This is a genomic window from Sphingomonas pseudosanguinis, assembly GCF_052056765.1.
In the GTDB taxonomy this organism is placed as follows: Bacteria; Pseudomonadota; Alphaproteobacteria; order Sphingomonadales; family Sphingomonadaceae; genus Sphingomonas; species Sphingomonas pseudosanguinis.
On record NZ_CP189888.1, the window covers coordinates 2,183,085 to 2,201,863 of the forward strand.

The window sequence follows — 18,779 nt, forward strand, 5'->3', positions numbered from 1 at the left end:
TCCGTCAGTCCTGCGGACTGCCACCTCCCCTTACAGGGGAGGAATATCCGACGCCCGGTCCACCCGGTACTGGATCGGCTTGAACGATCCGCCATTCGACGCCGGCGCCGAACAGGCGGTCAGCCCGATCACCAGATCCATCTGCGCGACGAAGCGGATATAGTCCCCCGGCCCGCTCAGCGGCGGTAGGACTTCCAGCTTGCCGGTCTCGCCATGGACCGGCACGTTCATGAAGCAGTTGAACGCCACCGGTATCCGGTCGGGCACGACCCCGTAAGGCGCGAGCGCGGCGGCGAGATTGCCGAAGCACCCCCGATGGCGCGGCAGATCAGGATAGAAATGGTCGAACGTATCGACCGAGCAGGGCGTCAGCAGGAAGTCGTGCATGCCGACCGTGTCCTCGACGATCTCCAGCATCACCCGCGATCGGTTGGAATAGAGCTTGTGCCCCGTGGTCAGCCGGATCGTCTCGGCATAATCGAGCGTCCGGCCCGACGAGATGACCTCGTCCAGATCATCGGCATTGAACGCCAGCAGATCGGCGACCTGCCGCCCGCGCGGGTCGATGACGGTCAGGCTGTCGCCCCTCGCCATGCGGAACGCGTCACCGCTGCGCGGCGGGATTTCGACGGGCTGGGCGATGCTCATGACTCCACCCCGCCCTGCTGCCCGGCATAATGAAAGGGACAGCGCCATCCCGCCTCGACCACGCGGCCGCTATACTGGCGCGCCTCGCTGACCTCGCCGTGGCGCGCGAGCATCGGGTTGCGCGACCCCGCCAGGGCTTCATCGCGCACCATGATCTTTTCGCGCATCGTCTCGTACTTCCCCTGCGCGCGCAGCGTCTCGAATTGGTCGTGCAGGTTGAAGATCATCGCGGGCCGCGGAAAACGGCGCGCCGGGCGGCTGGCATGCGGATGCAGCCCGACGACGAAGAACGCCTCGCCGCCAAAGGACAGCGAGAAATGCGGGTCCTCCGGATTGGGGCTGACGCGCGGGTCCCAATCCTGGCCCAGCCAGACATCCTTGTCCGACAGCGACTGGATGCGCGCCCAGACCGCGCGCTCGAACGCCGCTTCGTCCAGTTCGGTCGGGCCGGCAAAGACCACCGCCAGACTGCGGAACAGTTGCGGCGCGGCGCGATACTGTTCGGCGAAACGGCGAAGCGTGTCGTGGATGCGCAGGTCGTCCCAGGCGCTGGCGATGTCGCGCGCACCCAGGATTTCCATCGTGCCGCGCGCCATCGCCGACTTCGCGCCGACGCATGGAAAGTCCGCCGCCGCGATATGGGCGCGCATAAGATCGGCCGATTCCCCCTCGCTGGGGTCATGCGCGGGAAAGAGACTGCTGACGGTATCTGACATGGGATGCCCCAACGCCGCCTCGACGATGGTCGTTCCTAAAACCAACATCGATCAATCAGTTATAGCATATTTTGACGATAGTTGATGAAGATCAATGTCGCCATTGTGCGGGTGTTTGCCGCTGATCGTAGTCGGGCAGACGTGGCAGGGGTCGGGTGATCCCGCTGCGGATCAGACCGGGCTCGCCATGGAAATAACCCTGCTGCCATATCGCGCCGCTGACATAGGCCAGGTCCGCCATCCCGGCCGTCTCGACGCCTTCGACGATCACCGTACCGCCCAGCGCGTGGACCAGGCCGACGATATGGGGAAGCGCATAACAGGGATCGATCGGGCAGATCGCCCGCTTCACGAACGACCCGTCCGTTTTCACGAAGGCGGGCATCAGCTCCATGAGATGCCGGATCGATAGATAGCCCGTCCCGAAATCGTCGAGGGCCAGCGTCACGCCGCAATCGCGCAGGCGTCGTGCGAAGATCACCGCGTCGGCGACATGGGTCAGCGGTTCGGTCTCGGTGATCTCGACGACCAGCCGCTGCGCCAGTCCCGGACGGGCGCGCAGATCCTCGATCACGCTGCCCCACCAGCCATGCAGATGCGCGGAATGGGCCGAGATGTTCACGCCCAGCGTCACCCCCGGATGGGCCTCCAGCTCCCCGATGACATGGGACACCATCAGCCAGTCGAAGGTCGAGGCAAGACCGGTCCGCTCCAGCGCCAGAAAGACGACGCCCGGCGACAGCGCTTCGTTGGGCTCGCTGAACCGCAACAGCGCTTCGTGATAGAGGACCTGCCCGGGATCGCGATAGTCGCGGACGGCCTGCCAGTGCGGGGCGAGCCGCCCCTCCTTCATGCAGCGAAAGAGATAGGCGACGATCTGCATGTCGCTCTTGTAGATCGCGAACCAGCGTTCCTGGTGATCGACCTGGATGTCACGCGGAGAGCGATAGCGCGGCAGATTGTCGCATTGCCATGATATGACGGCATGCAGCGCCGCCGCCCTTTCATTGGTGGCGCGTTCGATCGAGATGGGTTCGGCAGACAGGCGATAGGGCAGATCGGCCAGATGCTGGTGATCGACGAAACCCGGCCTGCGCATGTTGCAGACGATCCGGAAACGCCCGCGCGCGTCGTCCTGCGCGACCCGCAGCCCGGCATGGTGGAGCCGCATCTGGACATGGTCGATCACCTGATCCGCGACGGCCGCCCCCCAGCAAGCCTCGATCAACGCGAGATTGCTGATCTCGACGTCGTAATAGCCCTCCGGCACTTTCCCCCGACCCCTGTAAGAGGCAGAACACCAAGCCCCAACGCCCCAGTGAACGCATGTGTTAGGACACCGGCGTAATTACCACGGGCTTGATAGGCTATAAAGATGGGGCAGGATCGTTAACCTTCTTTTTGAGACCGATTCCTAATGTCGATTGCAACTTATTTTATATATGAAGATCAATCTCGTGGTTGGGATAGTCCCGTGATCAGTCGAGATTGGGTCGCAACCAGCGCGTCGCCTGCGGCATGTCGACGCCCCGTCGGGTCGCATAATCCGCCACCTGATCCTCGCCGATTCGCGCGACGCCGAAATACTCCGCCTGGGCATGGCCGAAGTAGAAGCCGCTGACCGCCGCCGTGGGCAGCATCGCGAAGCTGTCGGTGAGTTCCAGCCCGACCGCCTCTTCCGCGCCCAGCAGGTCGAACAGCGTGCGCTTGATGCTGTGCTCGGGGCAGGCGGGATAGCCGGGCGCGGGGCGGATGCCGCGATATTGCTCGCGGATCAGCGCGTCGTTGGTCAGCTGCTCCCCCGCCGCATAGCCCCACAGGTCGGTGCGGACATGCGCGTGCAGCCGCTCGGCGAACGCCTCCGCCAGACGATCGGCCAGCGCTTTAAGCAGAATGTCGTTGTAATCGTCGTGATTGCTACGGAAGCGTTCGATATGCGCGTCGATGCCGTGGATGCCGACCGCGAAGCCGCCGATCCAGTCGCCGGCCGGATCGATGAAGTCGGCCAGACACATGTTCGCGCGCCCCTCGCGCTTGGCGATCTGCTGGCGCAGGAACGGGATGCGGGTCTCTTCGCCGTCCGCCGTCAGCACCACGTCGTCACCGTCGCGGCGACAGGGCCAGAGCGCGGCGACACCGCGCGCGGTCAGCCACTTCTCGGCGATCATCGTGTCGAGCATCGCCTGCGCATCGGCGTACAGCCCGCTCGCACTCTCGCCGACCACTTCGTCGGTCAGGATGGCGGGGAAATTGCCCGCCAGTTCCCAGGCGCGGAAGAAGGGCGTCCAGTCGATATAGTCGCGCAGGTCGGACAGGTCCCAATCCTGATAGACATGGACGCCCGGCTGCTTCGGATCGCCCGCCTTCAACGCCATGTCCGCAACGAACCCACGCGCGCGCGCTTCCTCCAGCGGCAGGAGGGCATTGGCCCCCTTGCCCTCGCGCGCCTTACGGACGGCTTCGTAATCGGCGGCGACCTGCGCGACATATGGATCGCGCTGGGTGTCGGACACGAGCGTCGTCGCGACGCCGACCGCGCGGGATGCGTCGAGGACATGCACCACCGGCCCCGAATAAGCGGGCGCAATGCGCAGCGCGGTGTGGACCTTGGAGGTCGTCGCGCCGCCGATCAGCAGCGGCATGGTCATGCCCGCCCGCTGCATCTCCTCGCCCACCGTCACCATCTCGTCGAGCGAGGGGGTGATGAGGCCCGACAGACCGATCATGTCGGCGTCATTCTCGTTCGCCGCTTCGATGATCTTCGCCCAGGGGACCATGACGCCCAGGTCGACCACCTCGAAACCGTTGCACTGGAGCACGACGCCGACGATGTTCTTGCCGATATCGTGGACGTCACCCTTCACGGTCGCGAGCACGATCTTGCCCTTGCCCTTCGCGCCCGGCTCCTTCGCCGCCTCGATGAAGGGCAGCAGGTGCGCGACGGCCTTCTTCATGACGCGGGCGGACTTCACCACCTGCGGCAGGAACATCTTGCCGGAGCCAAACAGGTCGCCGACGACGTTCATGCCGTCCATCAGCGGCCCTTCGATCACCTCGATCGGGCGATCCATCGCCTGGCGCATTTCCTCGGTATCCTCGACGACATGCGCGTCGATGCCCTTGACCAGCGCATATTCCAGCCGCTTGCGCACATCGAAGCCGCGCCATTCGGCCGCCTGCTTCTCCGCCACCGCATCGGTGCCCCGGAACCGCTCGGCCAGCGCCACCAGCCGCTCGCCCGCGTCCGGATCGCGATTGAGGACGACATCCTCGCAGGCCGTGCGCAGTTCGGGATCGATCGTGTCATACACGTCGAGCTGCCCCGCATTGACGATCGCCATGTCCATCCCCGCCGGGATGGCGTGGTAGAGGAACACGGAGTGCATCGCACGGCGCACCGGCTCGTTGCCGCGGAAGCTGAACGACAGGTTCGACAGGCCGCCCGAGATATGGACGTGCGGGCAGCGCGCCTTGATCTCGCGGCACGCCTCGATGAAGTCGACGCCGTAATTGTTATGCTCTTCGATGCCGGTCGCGACCGCGAAGACATTGGGGTCGAAGATGATGTCCTCGGGCGGGAAGCCGATTCCCATCAGCAGGTCATAGGCGCGCGCGCAGATTTCGACCTTGCGGTCCTTGGTATCCGCCTGCCCGACCTCGTCGAACGCCATGACGACGACCGCCGCGCCGTAAGCCATGCAGCGGCGGGCACAATGAAGGAACGCCTCCTCGCCTTCCTTCATGCTGATCGAATTGACGATCGGCTTGCCCGAGACGCACTTCAGGCCCGCCTCGATCACGCTCCATTTCGAGCTGTCGATCATGATCGGCACGCGCGCGATATCGGGCTCGGCGGCGATCAGCTTGAGGAAGGTGGTCATGGCGTATTCGGCGTCGAGCAGCCCTTCGTCCATGTTGACGTCGACCACCTGCGCGCCATTCTCGACCTGGCTGCGGGCCACCTCCACCGCGCGGGTGTAATCGCCCGCCAGGATCATCTTCTTGAACGCCGCCGAGCCGGTGACGTTGGTCCGCTCGCCGACATTGACGAAATTGGTGGAAGAGGCGGTCTGGGTCATTTTTCGATCTCTATTCCTCCCCTTGCAGGGGAGGTGGCAGGGCGAAGCCCTGACGGAGGGGTGTCACGCTATCGAGGGGGGACACCCCTCCACCATGCTTCGCATGGTCCCCCTCCCCTTACAGGGGAGGAATTACGAAGTTACGCCGCCATGGTGAACGGCTCCAGCCCGGCGAGGCGGGTGACGACCGGCGGGGTCGGGATGGCGCGGGGTTTCATGCCCTTCACCTTGTCGGCGATCGCCTTGATATGCGCAGGCGTCGAGCCGCAGCAGCCGCCCAGCACATTGACCTGCCCCTCGACCGCCCATTCGCCGACCAGCCCGGCGGTTGTGACGGGCGCCTCGTCATAAGCGCCCAGTTCGTTGGGCAGCCCGGCATTGGGATAGATCATGATGAGCGTGTCGCAGATTTCGGAGAGCGTCTTCACATGCGGACGCAGCTGCTCCGCGCCGAACGAGCAGTTCAGCCCGATGGTCAGCGGCTTGGCATGACGCACCGCGTGCCAGAAGGCCTCGACCGTATGGCCCGACAGGTTGCGGCCCGACAGGTCGGTCAGCGTCATCGACAGCATGATCGGGATGTCGCGACCCAATGCTTCGCCCGCCTCGATCGTGGCCATGATCCCGGCCTTGGCGTTCAGCGTGTCGAATACCGTCTCGATCAGGATGAAGTCCGCCCCGCCCTCGACCAGTGCGTCGATCTGTTCGCGGTACACGTCCTTCAGATAATCGAAGTCGATCTCGCGATAGCCAGGATCGTTGACGTCCGGCGACAGCGACAGCGTCTTATTGGTCGGCCCGATCGCGCCCGCGACGAAGCGGGGGCGGCCATCCTTCGCCTGATATTCGTCGGCCAGGCGGCGGGCGAGCTTGGCACTCTCGACATTGATCTCGCGCACCAGATGTTCGGCGCCGTAATCGGCCTGGCTGATCCGGTTGGCGGAGAAGGTATTGGTCTCGGCAATGTCCGCCCCCGCCTCGAAATAGGCGCGGTGGATGGACTCGGGCACCTCGGGCTTGGTGAGCGCCAGGATGTCGTTATTGCCCTTCTGGTCGTGGCTCAGGCCCAGCGTTCCCGCATAGGCCGCCTCGTCCAGCTTCCAATTCTGGATCTCGGTCCCGAACGCGCCGTCGGTGATCAGGATGCGCTTGGCCGCTTCGGCGAGGAATGTGTCGCGGGTCGTCATCGTCTTGCTCCTGCTCTGGCGAGCGGTTGTCCTGTTCGGGATCCGGCCAACCGCAGACGTGATCGCCCGTGGCTTGCCCTCCCCCATCCCCTCCCGTTTACGGGAGGGGCGTGCTTGGGTCGTCGGTCCTGCGCTTTCGCCACCCCCGACCTCCATTTCATCTCTCCCCTCCCGCAGGCGGGAGGGGCCGGGGGAGGGAAAGCTACAGGCGACACAGCCTGCCGAACCGCCCTCCCCCAACCCCCTCCCGCTTGCGAGAGGGGGCTAACCGTCACGCCGCCGCGACCGCCTCAGCCTTCTTGCCGCGCACGCCCAGCAGATGGCTGATCGCATAGGCCAGCTCGGCACGGTTGAGCGTGTAGAAGTGGAAGCCCTTCACCCCACCCGCATAGAGCCGACGGCACATCTCGGCGGCGATGGTCGCGGCGACCAGCTGGCGCGCGCCGGGATGGTCGTCCAGCCCCTCGAACAGACGGTCCATCCAGTCGGGAATACGCGCTCCGCACATGGCGGCGAATTTGCGGGTCTGCGCGACGTTCGACACCGGAAGGATGCCCGGCACAATCTCCGCCGTAATCCCCGCCGCAGCGGCGGCATCGCGGAAGCGGAAATAGGCTTCCGGCGAGAAGAAGAACTGCGTGATCGCCCGGTTCGCCCCGGCGTCGATCTTGCGCTTGAGGTTATCGATGTCGGCCTGTTGATCGGCCGAGTCCGGATGGCATTCGGGATAGGCCGCGACCGAAATCTCGAAGGGGTGCAGCTTCTTCAGGCCAGCGACCAGATCGGCGGCGTTCTCATAGCCGCCCGGATGGCTGACGAAGCGTGCGCCCTCGGCGGGGGGATCCCCGCGCAGTGCCACGACATGCCGCACGCCCGCCGCCCAATATTCCTGTGCGACCTGGTCGATCTCCTCGCGCGTCGCCTCGACGCAGGTCAGGTGCGCGGCGGCGTCCATCGTCGTCTCGCGCTGGATGCGCGCGACGGTCGCATGGGTCCGCTCACGGGTCGAGCCGCCCGCGCCGTAGGTCACCGACACGAAACGCGGGTCGAGCGGCTCCAGCGTGCGGATCGCATCCCAGAGCTGCGCGTCCATCTTCTCCGTCTTGGGCGGGAAGAATTCGAAGCTGACCGCGATATCGCCGCCGACATCGGCGAACAGCGGTTCCTCATGCGCCAGCGCGGCCTCGGCCCGCGTCAGGATCGTGTTCGTCATGCCGCCCTCACCCTATTCGTCTCGACGGGCCGAAGCCCCTTCTTCACACCCAGCCAGAGTTTGACGGTCAGTTCGCCACCCTCCAGCGTCTTTGTCTCGGCCAGCGTCAGCCCGGCGGGGCCGAACCAGCTGGCCATCTGCTCATCGGCAAAGCCCAGACGGCTATGCGCCGCCTTTTGCCGCAATTCCTCGCGATCATGCGGCGCGAAGTCGGCGATCAACAGCCGTCCGCCCGGCCCCAGCACCCGCGCCGCCTCGGCAATCGCCGCCCCCGGCTGCTGCGCGAAGTGCAGGACATGGTGCAGGATCGCGATGTCCGCCGCGCCGTCGCCCATGGGCAGCGCATAGAGGTCGGCCTGCCGCAACTCGGTGTTGGCGCGTCCATGCAGTTTTGCGCGCGCCAGCCGCAGCATCTCCGACGAACGATCGATGCCCAGCGCGCTTTCCGCCCGGTCGCCGAACAGCTCCAGCATCCGCCCGGTGCCCGTACCGATGTCGATCAGCGCGCCCAGATCGCCCTCGCCGATCAGGCCCGCCATCGCCTCCTCGATCTCGCTGTCCGCGACATGAAGCGAGCGGATCGCGTCCCACTCGCCCGCATGATCCTCGAACCAGGCGGCCGCACTCGCTGCCCGGTCGGCGCGCACCGCCGCCAGCCGCGCCACGTCGGCCACGACCCAGGGGTCGGGCGTCTCGGCGGTCCAGCGATCCAGCGCCGCCGTCATCGGCTCGACCGCCTCACGGTCACCCAGCGCGACGAAGACCCAGCTGCCTTCCTTGCGCCGTTCGGCCAGTTCGGCGTCGACCAGGATCTTTACATGGCGGCTGACGCGCGGCTGGCTCTGGCCCAGCACCTGCGCCAGTTCGCCCACCGACAGCTCCATCGAGCGCAGTAGCGCCAGGATGCGCAGCCGCGTCGGATCGCCCAGAGCGCGAAAGATTTCGAGCGCGTTCGCCATGGATCACGATATAAAGATATCTTTATATGCGGTCAACGGAGCGAACAGATTTCGGCCGGCACGGACCCGAAACGGATAATCTGCGTTGGCACGCCGATCATATGTTTGAAACGGGAGTGTTTGCCATGAAGAAGGCCCTGATCCTCGCCCTGACCGGTGCCGCCGCGCTGTCGCTGGCCGCGTGCAGCGAGAATGCCCAGCAGCAGACCGAGCAGGCCGCCGACGCCATCGGCTCGGACGTGAAGGCGACGACGCAGAATGCCGCCGACGATGTCCAGGCCGCGACCGCGCGCGCGCTGAACTCCGCCGAGAACACCATGGACCGCGCCGGCGACAAACTGGACCGCGCAGGCGACCGCGCCGCCGCCCAGGCCGACCGCGCCGGCGACAATCTCGACCGTAATCTCGACCGTGCGGGCGACAAGATCGAGCAGGGCGCCGACAATGCCCGTCAGGCGACCGGCAACGCCCTGGTCCGCGCGGGCGAAGACGTCCGCCGCTGATCGCGACGCCAAAGTAGAAAGGGCCGGCCGTGGCGTATCACGGCCGGCCCTTTTTTATGCCCGCGATCGGCGCTTACAGCGCCAGATCGGGATGCCGGTTGGGGCTGACCCGCGTCGCCTCGGGGCGCGGCGCCTCGGTGGTGGCGGGCGACGAGACCGGCGGCGGCGCCATCGTCAGCTGCAAGGTTTCCGCCGTCGCCTGCCATTCATGCGCCAGCAGGTCGCGATCCTCGTTCAGCGCCGTGCCATAGCTCGGCACGATCTCGCGAATCTTCGCCTGCCAGGCCGGCGTCGCCAACCGGTCGGGAAAGACCTTCTTGATCAGGTTCAGCATGATCGACGGCGCGGTCGATGCGCCCGGCGACGCGCCCAGCAGCGCGGCGATCGATCCGTCCTTCGACGCGACGATCTCGGTGCCCAGCTTCAGCACGCCGCCCTTGTCCGGATCGCGCTTGATGATCTGGACGCGCTGCCCCGCCTGCCACAGCCGCCAGTCGCCGTCCTTGGCGTTGGGGAAATATTCCCGCAGCGCGTTCATCCGGTCTTCCTGGCTCATCATCAGCTGGCCGGCGAGATATTCGACCAGCTGAAACTCGTTCCACCCGACCGACAGCATCGGCCGGAAATTGTCGAGCGTCACCGACTTGGGCAGGTCGAAGTACGAGCCTTCCTTCAGGAACTTCGTCGAGAAGGTGGCGAACGGCCCGAACAGCAGCACCTGTTTGCCGTTCAGATAGCGGGTGTCGAGATGCGGCACCGACATGGGCGGCGATCCGGTCGCGGCCTTGCCATAGACCTTGGCGAGATGACGCCGCGCGATGGCGGGGTTCTCGGTCACCAGGAACGAGCCGCCGACCGGGAAGCCGGCATAGTCGTCCCCTTCGGGGATACCCGATTTCTGCAGGATGGGCAGCGCACCGCCACCCGCCCCGCCGAAGACGAAGCGCGCGGTGATGATCCGCTTGTCGCCCGTCTTCATGTCGCGCGCGGTCACCCGCCAGGTGCCGTCCGCATTGCGTTCCAGCGAGCGGACCTCATGCCCCGTGGTCAGCGTCACGCCGGGCTGGCCCTGGAGCGAACGGATATATTGGCGCGTCACCTCGCCCCATTCGCAATCGGTGCCCAGCGTCGAGCGGGTCGCAGCCAGCTTCTGCCCGCCCTTGCGTCCTTCCATCATCAGCGGCACCCACTGCGCGATCTGGCGCGGGTCGGTGGTGAACTCCATGCCGGAGAAGAGCGGGCTGGCGAGCAGCGCGGCGTGACGCCTTTGCAGGAAGGCGACATTCTCATCGCCCCACACCAGGTTCATGTGCGGGGTGGAATTGATGAAGCTGCGCGGGTTCTTGAGCACGCCGGTGCGCAGCTGATGGCTCATGAACTGGCGCGTGACCTGGAACTGCTCGTTGATCTCGATCGCCTTCTTGATCTCGACCCGCCCGTCGGCCTCGTTGACCGGGGTATAGTTCAGCTCGCACAGCGCCGAGTGACCGGTGCCGGCATTGTTCCAGCCATTGGAGCTTTCCTCGGCCACCTTGTCCAGCCGCTCGACCATCTCGATCGTCCAGCCCGGTTCCAGTTCGCGCAGCAGCACGCCCAGCGTCGCGCTCATGATGCCGCCACCGATCAGCAACACGTCGACCTTGTGCTCGGATGCCGCGGCCTCGGCGACGAACGGCGCGACCGACGCGGTGCCCGCCGCCAGCGCGGAGCCCATCATGGCCCGCCGGGTGATCCCGCCCTGGCCGATAGCTTCGGGAGCACGCGCGCGGCCCCGCTGGTTTCGATCGTCATTCCGCATGTTCGACGCCTTCTCGGTTGAGGTCATCCGCGCTGTCGGCAACCATGGTCGCGACGAACGGCATGACCGCGATGTCCAAAAACGGGGGCAGCCCTTCCACCAGCCGCAATCGCGCGCGGAAAAGCGGCCACAACCGGCCTTCCGATCCTCACCCTAAAATTCGACTTCCTATACCTGCCACCCGCATACCCGACTCCTGCCGCCGGTCCATGCTGGCCAAATGCGCTGTTCGACGGCTTTGCCGGGACAGTCAACAGGAGTGCCATGACCCATCTATGCCCGCCTATCGATAACGCATCGCAATATACACGATGCTGTCGACCTTGTGCAATTTTCCGCTCATCGCTTGGCACGATCGGGGGACGGTTGGTCGGCAAACCGCTCAAAAAGCCGCCCGTACCCGGCTTGCATGGCCAAATTTATTGTCCTACAAATCACCTATAAAAATTTCAGGAGAGGCCGTGCCCGCCGTGCCATCAGACGTTACGCCCGCCTATCTTGCGATCGACTGGGGTACGACCAACCGCCGAATCTATGTGATCGCCGACGACGGTACGATGCTCGACACCGTGCGCGACGATCGCGGCGTGCTCGCGATGGCGGCGGGGGATTACCCGGCGGAGATCGCCGCGATCCGCGATCGGCTGGGCGACCTGCCCATTATCGCGGCGGGCATGGTCGGCTCGACGCGCGGCTGGCACGAGGCGGCCTATGTCCCCGCCCCCGCCGATCTCGCGACGCTGGCGGGCGCCGCCACCCATATCGCCGAGCAGCGCGTCACCATCGTCCCCGGCGTCTCGCTGCTGACCGACACCCGCGCCGATGTGATGCGCGGCGAAGAGGTGCAGGTGCTGGGCGCGATCGCCGCAGGCCTCGCCCCGGCCGACGCGCTGTTCGCGCAGCCGGGCACGCACAACAAATGGGTCCATAGCCGGGACGGCCGCATCACCGACTTCGCCACGACCATGACGGGCGAGCTGTTCGCGCTGGTCAAGGGGCATGGCATCCTGGCCGGCATGCTCGACGGCCCGGTGGCGGACGGCGCGGCCTTTCGCGACGGCCTGACGCGCGGGTTCGGCGCATGCGACCTGACGGCGGCGCTGTTCGGCGTGCGCGCCTCAGTCCTGCTCGGGCGGATCGCGCCGCATGACGCCGCCGCCTATGCCAGCGGGCTGCTGATCGGCAACGACATCGGCGCGGTGCCCGATATGGCGGGGCGGACCGTCCATCTCCTGTCCGGCGGCCTGCTCGCCGACCTCTACACCGTCGGGATCGAGGCACGCGGCGGCCGCGTCGTCGCGCTCGACAGCCATGCCGGCTTCCTCGCCGGTCTTCACGCCATTCGGGAGCATTTGTCATGACCGACCCCGCCCAGAGTTTCGCCAAGGCCTTCGCCGCCTGCCCCCTCGTCGCCATCCTGCGCGGCCTGACCCCCGCCGAGGCGATCCCCGTCGCCGATGCGCTGGTCGAGGCAGGCTTCACCCTGATCGAGGTGCCGCTCAACTCACCCGATCCCTATGACAGCATCGCCGCGATCACCGCCCATGTCGGCGACAAGGCGATCGTCGGTGCGGGCACCGTCCTGACCACTGAACAGGTCGACCGGGTGAAGGCGGCGGGCGGCCGCCTGATCGTCTCGCCCAACACCGATACGGACGTCATCGCGCACAGCGTGGCGCAAGGCCTGATCTCGCTGCCCGGCTATTTCACCCCGTCCGAGGCGTTCGCCGCACTGAAGGCCGGCGCGCATGGCCTGAAGCTGTTCCCGGCCGAGGGCGCCTCGCCCACCTTCCTCAAGGCGCAGCGCGCGGTCCTGCCGCGCGACGTCCCGGTGCTGGCGGTCGGCGGGGTCACCCCCGACAACATGGCCGAGTGGCGCGCGCACGGCGCGGACGGCTTTGGCCTGGGCTCCAATCTCTATCGCGCGGGCAAGCCGGCGGCGGATGTCGCCGTGTCGGCGCGCGCTTATGTCGAAAAGGCACGCTGATACCGATGACCGACACGATCCGTCTCGCGCTGGTCGGCATGGGCAAGATCGCCCATGACCAGCATGTCCCCGCCATTGCGGGGAACCCGGCCTTCGAGCTGGTCGCGACCGTCAGCCGCTCGCCGGGCGGGGTCGAGGGCGTGCCGCACTTCCACGACATTGACGAACTGGCCAAGAGCGACATCGCCGTCGATGCGGTGGCGCTGTGCACCCCGCCGCAGGTCCGCCACGCCATCGCCGCGGCCGCGCTGGAGAATAACTGGCACGTCTTCCTCGAAAAGCCGCCCGGCGCGACGCTGGCCGAAGTGGCGGTGCTGGAGGAACTGGCGGCCAAGGCGAACGTCACCCTCTTCGCCAGCTGGCACTCGCGTTACGCGCTGGGCGTCGAGCCGGCGCGTGAATGGCTGTCGGCCCGCAAGGTCACGTCCGCCGCGATCACCTGGCGCGAGGATGTGCGCCAATGGCATCCGGGCCAGGCCTGGATCTGGGAAGCGGGCGGCTTCGGTGTGTTCGATCCCGGCATCAACGCGCTGTCGATCGCGACGCATATCATGCCGCAGCCCTTCTTCATCGAGCAGGCGACGCTCGACTTCCCCGCCAATCGCGACGCGCCGATCGCTGCCGATGTCGCCTTCCGCACGACGGACGGCACGCCGGTGACGCTCGACCTCGACTGGCGACAGGAAGGCCATCAGAGTTGGGACATCGTCGTCGAGACGACCGACGGCACGCTGAAGCTGGCCGAGGGCGGCGCGGTGCTGACCCTGCCAGATGGCTCGACACCGCATCATGAGGAAGGGCTGCACGGCGAGTATCCCGGCCTCTATGCGCGCTTCGCCGAACTGGTGCAGGGCGGCCGCTCAGACGTCGACATCGCGCCGCTGCGCCACGTCGCCGACGCCTTCATGCGCGGCAAGCGGCGTGAGGTCGAAGACTTCGTGGAGTAATTCCCTGGGCCTTCGACTTCGCTCAGGCTGAACGGATTTGGGAATGGTACCAGCCTCCGTTCGCACTGAGCGAAGTCGAAGTGCACGCCAACCCCAGCGAAAAAGAAGGCCGGTTGTCCAACAGGACGACCGGCCTTTTCGCATAGGAAACGGGACACCGAAGCGCCCCGCTCCTATCGTTAGAAGTTGATCGTCGTCCCGATCGCGATCTGGCGGCCCAGCGCGTCGTAACGCTGCGGCGCGGTGTTGCTGCGCGACAGGGCGACCTGATACGAGTTCGGGATGATCGGCGGCGTCTTGTCGAACACGTTGTTCGCGATGATCCGGAAGGCGAACTGGCGTGCGACATTCCAGGTCAGCGCCAGGTCGAAGAAGCTCTGCGGCGCGATGCGGGCGAACGTGTTCTGGAACCGCTCGGGCGTGCCGCCGATATCGGCATTGCCCGAATTGTTCGCGGTGGTCAGCGAGCCGGTATAGCGCCAGTTGAACGACGCGTTGAACGTCCGATCGGGCGTGGTCCAGGTGGTGCGCAGGGTGTGCGCCCATTTCGGGACCAGCTGACCGCACGAGATGCCATTCGAGAAGTAACCCGCGCAGTTATACTGGCTGCGCAGCGGCGAGTCCTGGCCACCGGCCAGCGTCGACAGCGAACCGTTGAAGCTCCAGTCGAAGCGCCCCGCCTTGTTCAGGTCGAGCGAATACTGCCCCTGGAAGTCCCAGCCATAGGCCAGCGTGCGGTAATAGTTGGTCGTCCCCTGACGCACGAAGCCCGACGACGGATTGCCCGCCGGCGCATTGCCGATCGACCCGGTGGTCGGATCGCGGACGATGCCGTTGCAGAAGAACGGGTCGCCGTTCGACGCCAGACAGCCCTGCAGATAATAGTCCGCGCCGTTATAGCCCAGCGAGTTGACGATCCGCACCTGATAGCGGTCGGCCGAGAAGACCAGCCCCGGAATGAAGCTGGGCTTCACCACCAGGCCATAGGTCAGCGTATAGGCGGTTTCCGGATCGGCGGTGAAGCCGCCCGAACGCACGGTGCAGCCCTCGGTCGGGCACAGCAGCGAGGCGCTGCCGTACAGATTGTCGGCCAGCCCCGTCTTCGAACACAGCTCGCGCGAGCCGATCGGCGCGGTGGTGACCGTGCCGTCCGCCTGGGTGCGCGAAACCGGCGCGCAGAAGTCGGTCAGCGTCGTGTTGCGACCGAAATTGACCTGCGTCGCCTGCCGGATCTCGATCACCGTCGGCGCGCGCTGCGCCTTGTTGTACGAGGCGCGGAAGGTCAGGTCGGCGACCGGCGCGTACAGACCCTCGATCTTCCAGGTCGAGAAGGTCTTGGGGTTCGAACTGTACTTCGACACGCGGAAGCCGCCATTGGTCTGCAGCAGATGCGCGAACGGCTTGTTCTGGATCAGCGGCGCCTGGAGCTCGATATTCGATTCCCAGACGTCCTGGCTCAGCCGCGCGTCCTGCTCGCCGAACTGGTCGACGAAGCCGGCATCGGCGGTCGAGATCAGGCGGTCCTTGCGATACTCGGTGCCCAGCGACACGGCCAGACCGTCATCCGCCCAAGGGGTCTTGATGCCATAGCTGGTCAGGTCGCCATTGACGACCGCGATGGCGTCGAACAGTTGGGTGACCGTGCGGCGCTGCCCGGTCGCGCCGTCCGAGAACAGATAGTTGGTCAGCGCGGTGCTGCCCGATCCGGCGCGGAACGCGTCGAAGGGGACGCAGGACGGATCGGTGCCGTTCACGACCGAGCGGCAGGTGGCCACGCCGTTGACGTTGACGACATCGAGCGCGCGGTTGACGCGGTCGTTCTGCGACGTCGGCCCGAGATACCAGTCCTGCTGGTTGCGGGCGTACACGCCGCCGACATCATAGGACCAGGCCTCGCCGATCTTGCCGCGCACGCCGCCGGTAGCCCGGAAGCCCATATTGACGAAGCGGTCGGCCTGCGACGGCTGTCCGTCGAAGCGATAGCGGACGTCGAGCGGCACATAGCCAGTGGTGCCGGTGCAGCCCAGCGCACCCGCCTGTCCAGCCGACAGGAAGGGATTGTCGCAATTCACCTGATAGGGCGTCGTGCCCGCAACGGTGTAGGAATAGACGCGACGGGGCGTCGGGTTCTCGGAGGTGTCGCGGAACCAGATACCGTCGCCGTAAATCTCGGCCTCGGGCGCGATCTTGAAGTTGACGAAGCCGCCCGCCGTGTAGCGCTCATTGGCGCGCTGGAACGACACGTCGTCATAGGGGTTGGCGGCCAGACCCGGCCCCGGACCGAAGGGCACGAAGCTGCGCGTGCCATCGGGATTGTTGACATATTGTGCGTTGGCGTTCGGCCCCGACGTGGGCGAGACGAAGCCGCTGCGCGAATAGGTCGACAGCGGCGAGCAGGACAGCGCCGAGTCCTTCGACAACTGCGCGATCGGGCAGGCGGCGTAAGAGCGCGCGCCGTTGCGCACGAGATCGGCCTGGCGATAGTTGAAGAAGCCCGAGATGTTCAGCCGGTCGTCGAGCAGCTTCTTGCCCGCCGTCACGGTGATGTCCGAACGACCGCCGTCATTGGTCAGGCCGCGCGGGCTGCTGAACCCGGCGGCGTTGGCGATCGGCGTGACCAGGTTGCCGGTGTTGTTGTGGTTGTAGAAATTGTAATTGCCGTCGACGCGCAGGCCCTCGAAATCCTTGCGCAGGACGAAGTTGACCACGCCCGAAATGGCGTCCGAGCCATAGACCGACGACGCGCCGCCCGACAGCACGTCGACACGCTCGAGCAGGCTGGCGGGGATGATGCCGGTATCCTGGCCGTTCTGGGTGCCCAGACGCTTGCCGTCGACCAGCACCAGCGTGCGCTCGAAGCCCAGGCTGCGCAGCTTGATCCGCTGGCGGCCATCGGAATCGGCATAGTTGGACTGGGCGTCGGGGGCGACCTGCGGCAGGCGGTTCAGCACCTCCTCGACGTTCAGCGGCGCCTGCGCCTGGATGTCCTGGCGCGTGACCGAGGTGATCGGCGCGGCGGAGGCCAGATTGGGGCGGCTGATCCGGGTGCCGGTCACGATGACCTCGCCGCCGCTGGAGGCCTGCGGCGTGCCGGTGATCGCGGCGGAGCGGGTGGCGGCGGCGTTCGCGCTGATCGACGCGTCGCGATCCTGATCGGTGCCACCTTGCGCGGCGGCGTCCTGGGTATCCGTCGGGCCGACCTGCTGCGCGAAGGCGGGTGCCGCGAACATCATGGTCGCGGCCGAAAGCGCCAACCAGGATGCGGATTGATGGATCTTCATAAATCTCCCCTTTGCCCCGAATGATCTCGTGTCGGGCTTGGGGAAAAAGACAAATCAGTTACGTTAATAGGTCAATACCTAAACCATACCTATTTGCGGCCAAGGCATACATTGCCGACCGACGTGACCAAAAAGCCACATCAGCAAACGATTTCAATATCTTGGGTCATAATAGCGATCGCCAGCGGAGACCACCCAGCGCAAAGAGCGCCGGTCAGCGACGAACGGCAAATCGGATTGGTTCGCAATCGGTCTATGCCCCGCTTGCGCTTGGCCCAGCGTGGCCGCACTATCGGCGTCGAACAGCAATATCGCAGTCGGGACATGACAGGATGATGAACGGGACGAAGGATGGGCGGCGGGCATTCCTGCGCGGGGCGGGTATCGTGGCGGGGCTGGCGGCGGCGCCGGGCCGCATCTTCGCACAGGCCGCCGCCCCACGCGCGACGATCCTGTCGACCTGGGACTTCGGCGCGCCGGCCAACGACGCCGCCTTCGCCGCCGGCCGCGCGGGCGGCTCGCTGATCGACATGGTGGAGGCGGGCGTGAAGGTGCCCGAGGCCGATCCGAACAACCACTCGGTCGGCTATAGCGGCTATCCCGACCGCGACGGGCATGTGACGCTCGATGCCGTGATCATGGACGATGCCGGCGGCGTCGGCGCGGTCGCCGCGCTGGAGGATACGGTTCACGCCATCTCGGTCGCGCGCGCGGTGATGGAACATACACCGCACACCTTCCTGGTCGGCGAGGGCGCGACGCGCTTCGCCCGCGACCGGGGCTTTCCCCGCGTCAACCTGCTGACACCCGAGGCGGAAAAGGCGTGGCGCGAGTGGATGAAGGCGCAGAATTATCGGCCGGTCGCCAATAGCGAGACGGGCACCTATGGCGCGGGTCGCCCCGGCACGCCCGGCGGCGCGCTCGACCATGACACGATCGGCATGCTGGCGCGCGATGCCAAGGGGCGGATGGCGGGTGCCTGCACGACCTCCGGTATGGCGTTCAAGATGCGCGGACGGGTCGGCGACTCGCCGCAGGTCGGCTCGGGGCTCTATGTCGAGCGGGGGGTCGGCGGCGCGACCTCGACCGGGCTGGGCGAGGAGGTGACGCGTATATGCGGCACGGCGCGCGTCGTCGCCTCGATGCGTGGTGGGATGGCCCCGCAAGCGGCGTGCGAGGAGGCGGCCAGGCACATCGCCGCCCTGCGTGGCGACGCGATCAAGGGGGTGCAGGTCGGCTTCCTGGCGATGGACCCGGCCGGGCGGATCGGGGCCTTCTGCCTGTTGCCCGGCTTCACCTATGCGGTGACCGATGCCGCCGGGCGCACGCGGGTGGAAAAGGCGCCGTCGCTGTTCAAGGCGTAATCAACTTATTCCTCCCCTTGAAGGGGAGGTGGCAGGCCGAAGGCCTGACGGAGGGGTGTCCCGCTATCGAGAGGTCGACACCCCTCCACCATGCTAC

15 protein-coding genes are annotated in these 18,779 nt (G+C 66.3%); 5 read left to right on the forward strand and 10 right to left on the reverse strand.

The window, feature by feature from the left end; translation table 11 throughout:
• Window positions 1–30 precede the first annotated feature (30 nt).
• The 7 genes from ACQHGV_RS09870 to ACQHGV_RS09900 all read right to left on the reverse strand — a co-directional run bounded on the left by ACQHGV_RS09870 (window position 31) and on the right by ACQHGV_RS09900 (window position 8,802).
• A complete protein-coding gene (locus ACQHGV_RS09870; protein WP_440978059.1) occupies window positions 31–648 on the reverse strand; it encodes a DUF1989 domain-containing protein in 618 nt (205 codons plus the stop codon).
• Entirely contained in the window at window positions 645–1,364 is a 720-nt protein-coding gene (gntA, locus tag ACQHGV_RS09875; RefSeq protein ID WP_440980187.1) for a guanitoxin biosynthesis heme-dependent pre-guanitoxin N-hydroxylase GntA, read from the reverse strand. The genes ACQHGV_RS09870 and gntA overlap by 4 nt, the downstream gene beginning before the upstream one ends.
• 91 nt (window positions 1,365–1,455) lie before the next feature.
• Window positions 1,456–2,634: an EAL domain-containing protein gene (locus tag ACQHGV_RS09880; RefSeq protein ID WP_440978060.1), complete on the reverse strand. Its 1,179-nt coding sequence runs from the start codon at window positions 2,632–2,634 to the stop codon at window positions 1,456–1,458.
• A 208-nt stretch (window positions 2,635–2,842) separates the two neighbouring features.
• Entirely contained in the window at window positions 2,843–5,443 is a 2,601-nt protein-coding gene (gene metH / locus ACQHGV_RS09885) for a methionine synthase (protein ID WP_440978061.1), read from the reverse strand.
• Window positions 5,444–5,583: 140 nt separating this feature from the next.
• Window positions 5,584–6,630 (reverse strand): homocysteine S-methyltransferase family protein, encoded by a 1,047-nt coding sequence (locus ACQHGV_RS09890; protein ID WP_440978062.1) that lies wholly within the window; start codon window positions 6,628–6,630, stop codon window positions 5,584–5,586.
• A 271-nt stretch (window positions 6,631–6,901) separates the two neighbouring features.
• Window positions 6,902–7,843 (reverse strand): methylenetetrahydrofolate reductase, encoded by a 942-nt coding sequence (metF, locus tag ACQHGV_RS09895; RefSeq protein WP_440978063.1) that lies wholly within the window; start codon window positions 7,841–7,843, stop codon window positions 6,902–6,904.
• Window positions 7,840–8,802 (reverse strand): ArsR/SmtB family transcription factor, encoded by a 963-nt coding sequence (locus tag ACQHGV_RS09900; protein WP_440978064.1) that lies wholly within the window; start codon window positions 8,800–8,802, stop codon window positions 7,840–7,842. The genes metF and ACQHGV_RS09900 overlap by 4 nt, the downstream gene beginning before the upstream one ends.
• A 125-nt stretch (window positions 8,803–8,927) precedes the next feature.
• On the opposite strand from ACQHGV_RS09900, the gene ACQHGV_RS09905 reads away from it, so the two are divergent.
• Entirely contained in the window at window positions 8,928–9,305 is a 378-nt protein-coding gene (locus ACQHGV_RS09905) for a hypothetical protein (RefSeq protein ID WP_409788041.1), read from the forward strand.
• Between the two features lie 73 nt (window positions 9,306–9,378).
• Here ACQHGV_RS09905 and mqo read toward each other — a convergent pair whose 3' ends face one another.
• Window positions 9,379–11,022: a malate dehydrogenase (quinone) gene (mqo, locus tag ACQHGV_RS09910; protein WP_440978065.1), complete on the reverse strand. Its 1,644-nt coding sequence runs from the start codon at window positions 11,020–11,022 to the stop codon at window positions 9,379–9,381.
• A 70-nt stretch (window positions 11,023–11,092) separates the two neighbouring features.
• The gene (locus tag ACQHGV_RS09915; protein WP_183952129.1) at window positions 11,093–11,236 is read right to left on the reverse strand and encodes a hypothetical protein; all 144 of its coding nucleotides are present in this window, start codon (window positions 11,234–11,236) and stop codon (window positions 11,093–11,095) included.
• Window positions 11,237–11,573: 337 nt separating this feature from the next.
• Here ACQHGV_RS09915 and ACQHGV_RS09920 point away from each other — a divergent pair, with 337 nt between their 5' ends.
• Genes ACQHGV_RS09920 through ACQHGV_RS09930 form a run of 3 tightly spaced genes read left to right on the forward strand, consistent with a single transcriptional unit; the run spans window position 11,574 to window position 14,037 of the window.
• Window positions 11,574–12,464, forward strand: a complete 891-nt coding sequence (locus ACQHGV_RS09920; protein ID WP_440978066.1) for a 2-dehydro-3-deoxygalactonokinase — start codon at window positions 11,574–11,576, stop codon at window positions 12,462–12,464.
• Window positions 12,461–13,090: a 2-dehydro-3-deoxy-6-phosphogalactonate aldolase gene (locus ACQHGV_RS09925; protein ID WP_440978067.1), complete on the forward strand. Its 630-nt coding sequence runs from the start codon at window positions 12,461–12,463 to the stop codon at window positions 13,088–13,090. Before ACQHGV_RS09920 ends, ACQHGV_RS09925 begins: the two co-directional genes overlap by 4 nt.
• 5 nt (window positions 13,091–13,095) lie before the next feature.
• Window positions 13,096–14,037: a Gfo/Idh/MocA family protein gene (locus ACQHGV_RS09930; protein ID WP_440978068.1), complete on the forward strand. Its 942-nt coding sequence runs from the start codon at window positions 13,096–13,098 to the stop codon at window positions 14,035–14,037.
• A gap of 179 nt (window positions 14,038–14,216) precedes the next feature.
• Here ACQHGV_RS09930 and ACQHGV_RS09935 read toward each other — a convergent pair whose 3' ends face one another.
• Window positions 14,217–17,318 (reverse strand): TonB-dependent receptor plug domain-containing protein, encoded by a 3,102-nt coding sequence (locus ACQHGV_RS09935; RefSeq protein WP_440978069.1) that lies wholly within the window; start codon window positions 17,316–17,318, stop codon window positions 14,217–14,219.
• A 332-nt stretch (window positions 17,319–17,650) separates the two neighbouring features.
• Here ACQHGV_RS09935 and ACQHGV_RS09940 point away from each other — a divergent pair, with 332 nt between their 5' ends.
• Window positions 17,651–18,682, forward strand: a complete 1,032-nt coding sequence (locus ACQHGV_RS09940) for a N(4)-(beta-N-acetylglucosaminyl)-L-asparaginase (protein WP_440978070.1) — start codon at window positions 17,651–17,653, stop codon at window positions 18,680–18,682.
• Window positions 18,683–18,779: the final 97 nt, after the last annotated feature.

Bases quoted from the DNA above. Each gene is read 5' to 3' on its own strand.
- mqo (WP_440978065.1), bottom strand. From the start codon at position 11,022: ATGATGGGCTCCGCGCTGGCGGCGGGCACCGCGTCGGTCGCGCCGTTC.
- ACQHGV_RS09890 (WP_440978062.1), bottom strand. From the start codon at position 6,630: ATGACGACCCGCGACACATTCCTCGCCGAAGCGGCCAAGCGCATCCTG.
- metF (WP_440978063.1), bottom strand. From the start codon at position 7,843: ATGACGAACACGATCCTGACGCGGGCCGAGGCCGCGCTGGCGCATGAG.
- ACQHGV_RS09870 (WP_440978059.1), bottom strand. From the start codon at position 648: ATGAGCATCGCCCAGCCCGTCGAAATCCCGCCGCGCAGCGGTGACGCG.
- gntA (WP_440980187.1), bottom strand. From the start codon at position 1,364: ATGTCAGATACCGTCAGCAGTCTCTTTCCCGCGCATGACCCCAGCGAG.
- ACQHGV_RS09905 (WP_409788041.1), top strand. From the start codon at position 8,928: ATGAAGAAGGCCCTGATCCTCGCCCTGACCGGTGCCGCCGCGCTGTCG.
- ACQHGV_RS09900 (WP_440978064.1), bottom strand. From the start codon at position 8,802: ATGGCGAACGCGCTCGAAATCTTTCGCGCTCTGGGCGATCCGACGCGG.
- ACQHGV_RS09935 (WP_440978069.1), bottom strand. From the start codon at position 17,318: ATGAAGATCCATCAATCCGCATCCTGGTTGGCGCTTTCGGCCGCGACC.
- ACQHGV_RS09940 (WP_440978070.1), top strand. From the start codon at position 17,651: ATGATGAACGGGACGAAGGATGGGCGGCGGGCATTCCTGCGCGGGGCG.
- ACQHGV_RS09925 (WP_440978067.1), top strand. From the start codon at position 12,461: ATGACCGACCCCGCCCAGAGTTTCGCCAAGGCCTTCGCCGCCTGCCCC.
- metH (WP_440978061.1), bottom strand. From the start codon at position 5,443: ATGACCCAGACCGCCTCTTCCACCAATTTCGTCAATGTCGGCGAGCGG.
- ACQHGV_RS09930 (WP_440978068.1), top strand. From the start codon at position 13,096: ATGACCGACACGATCCGTCTCGCGCTGGTCGGCATGGGCAAGATCGCC.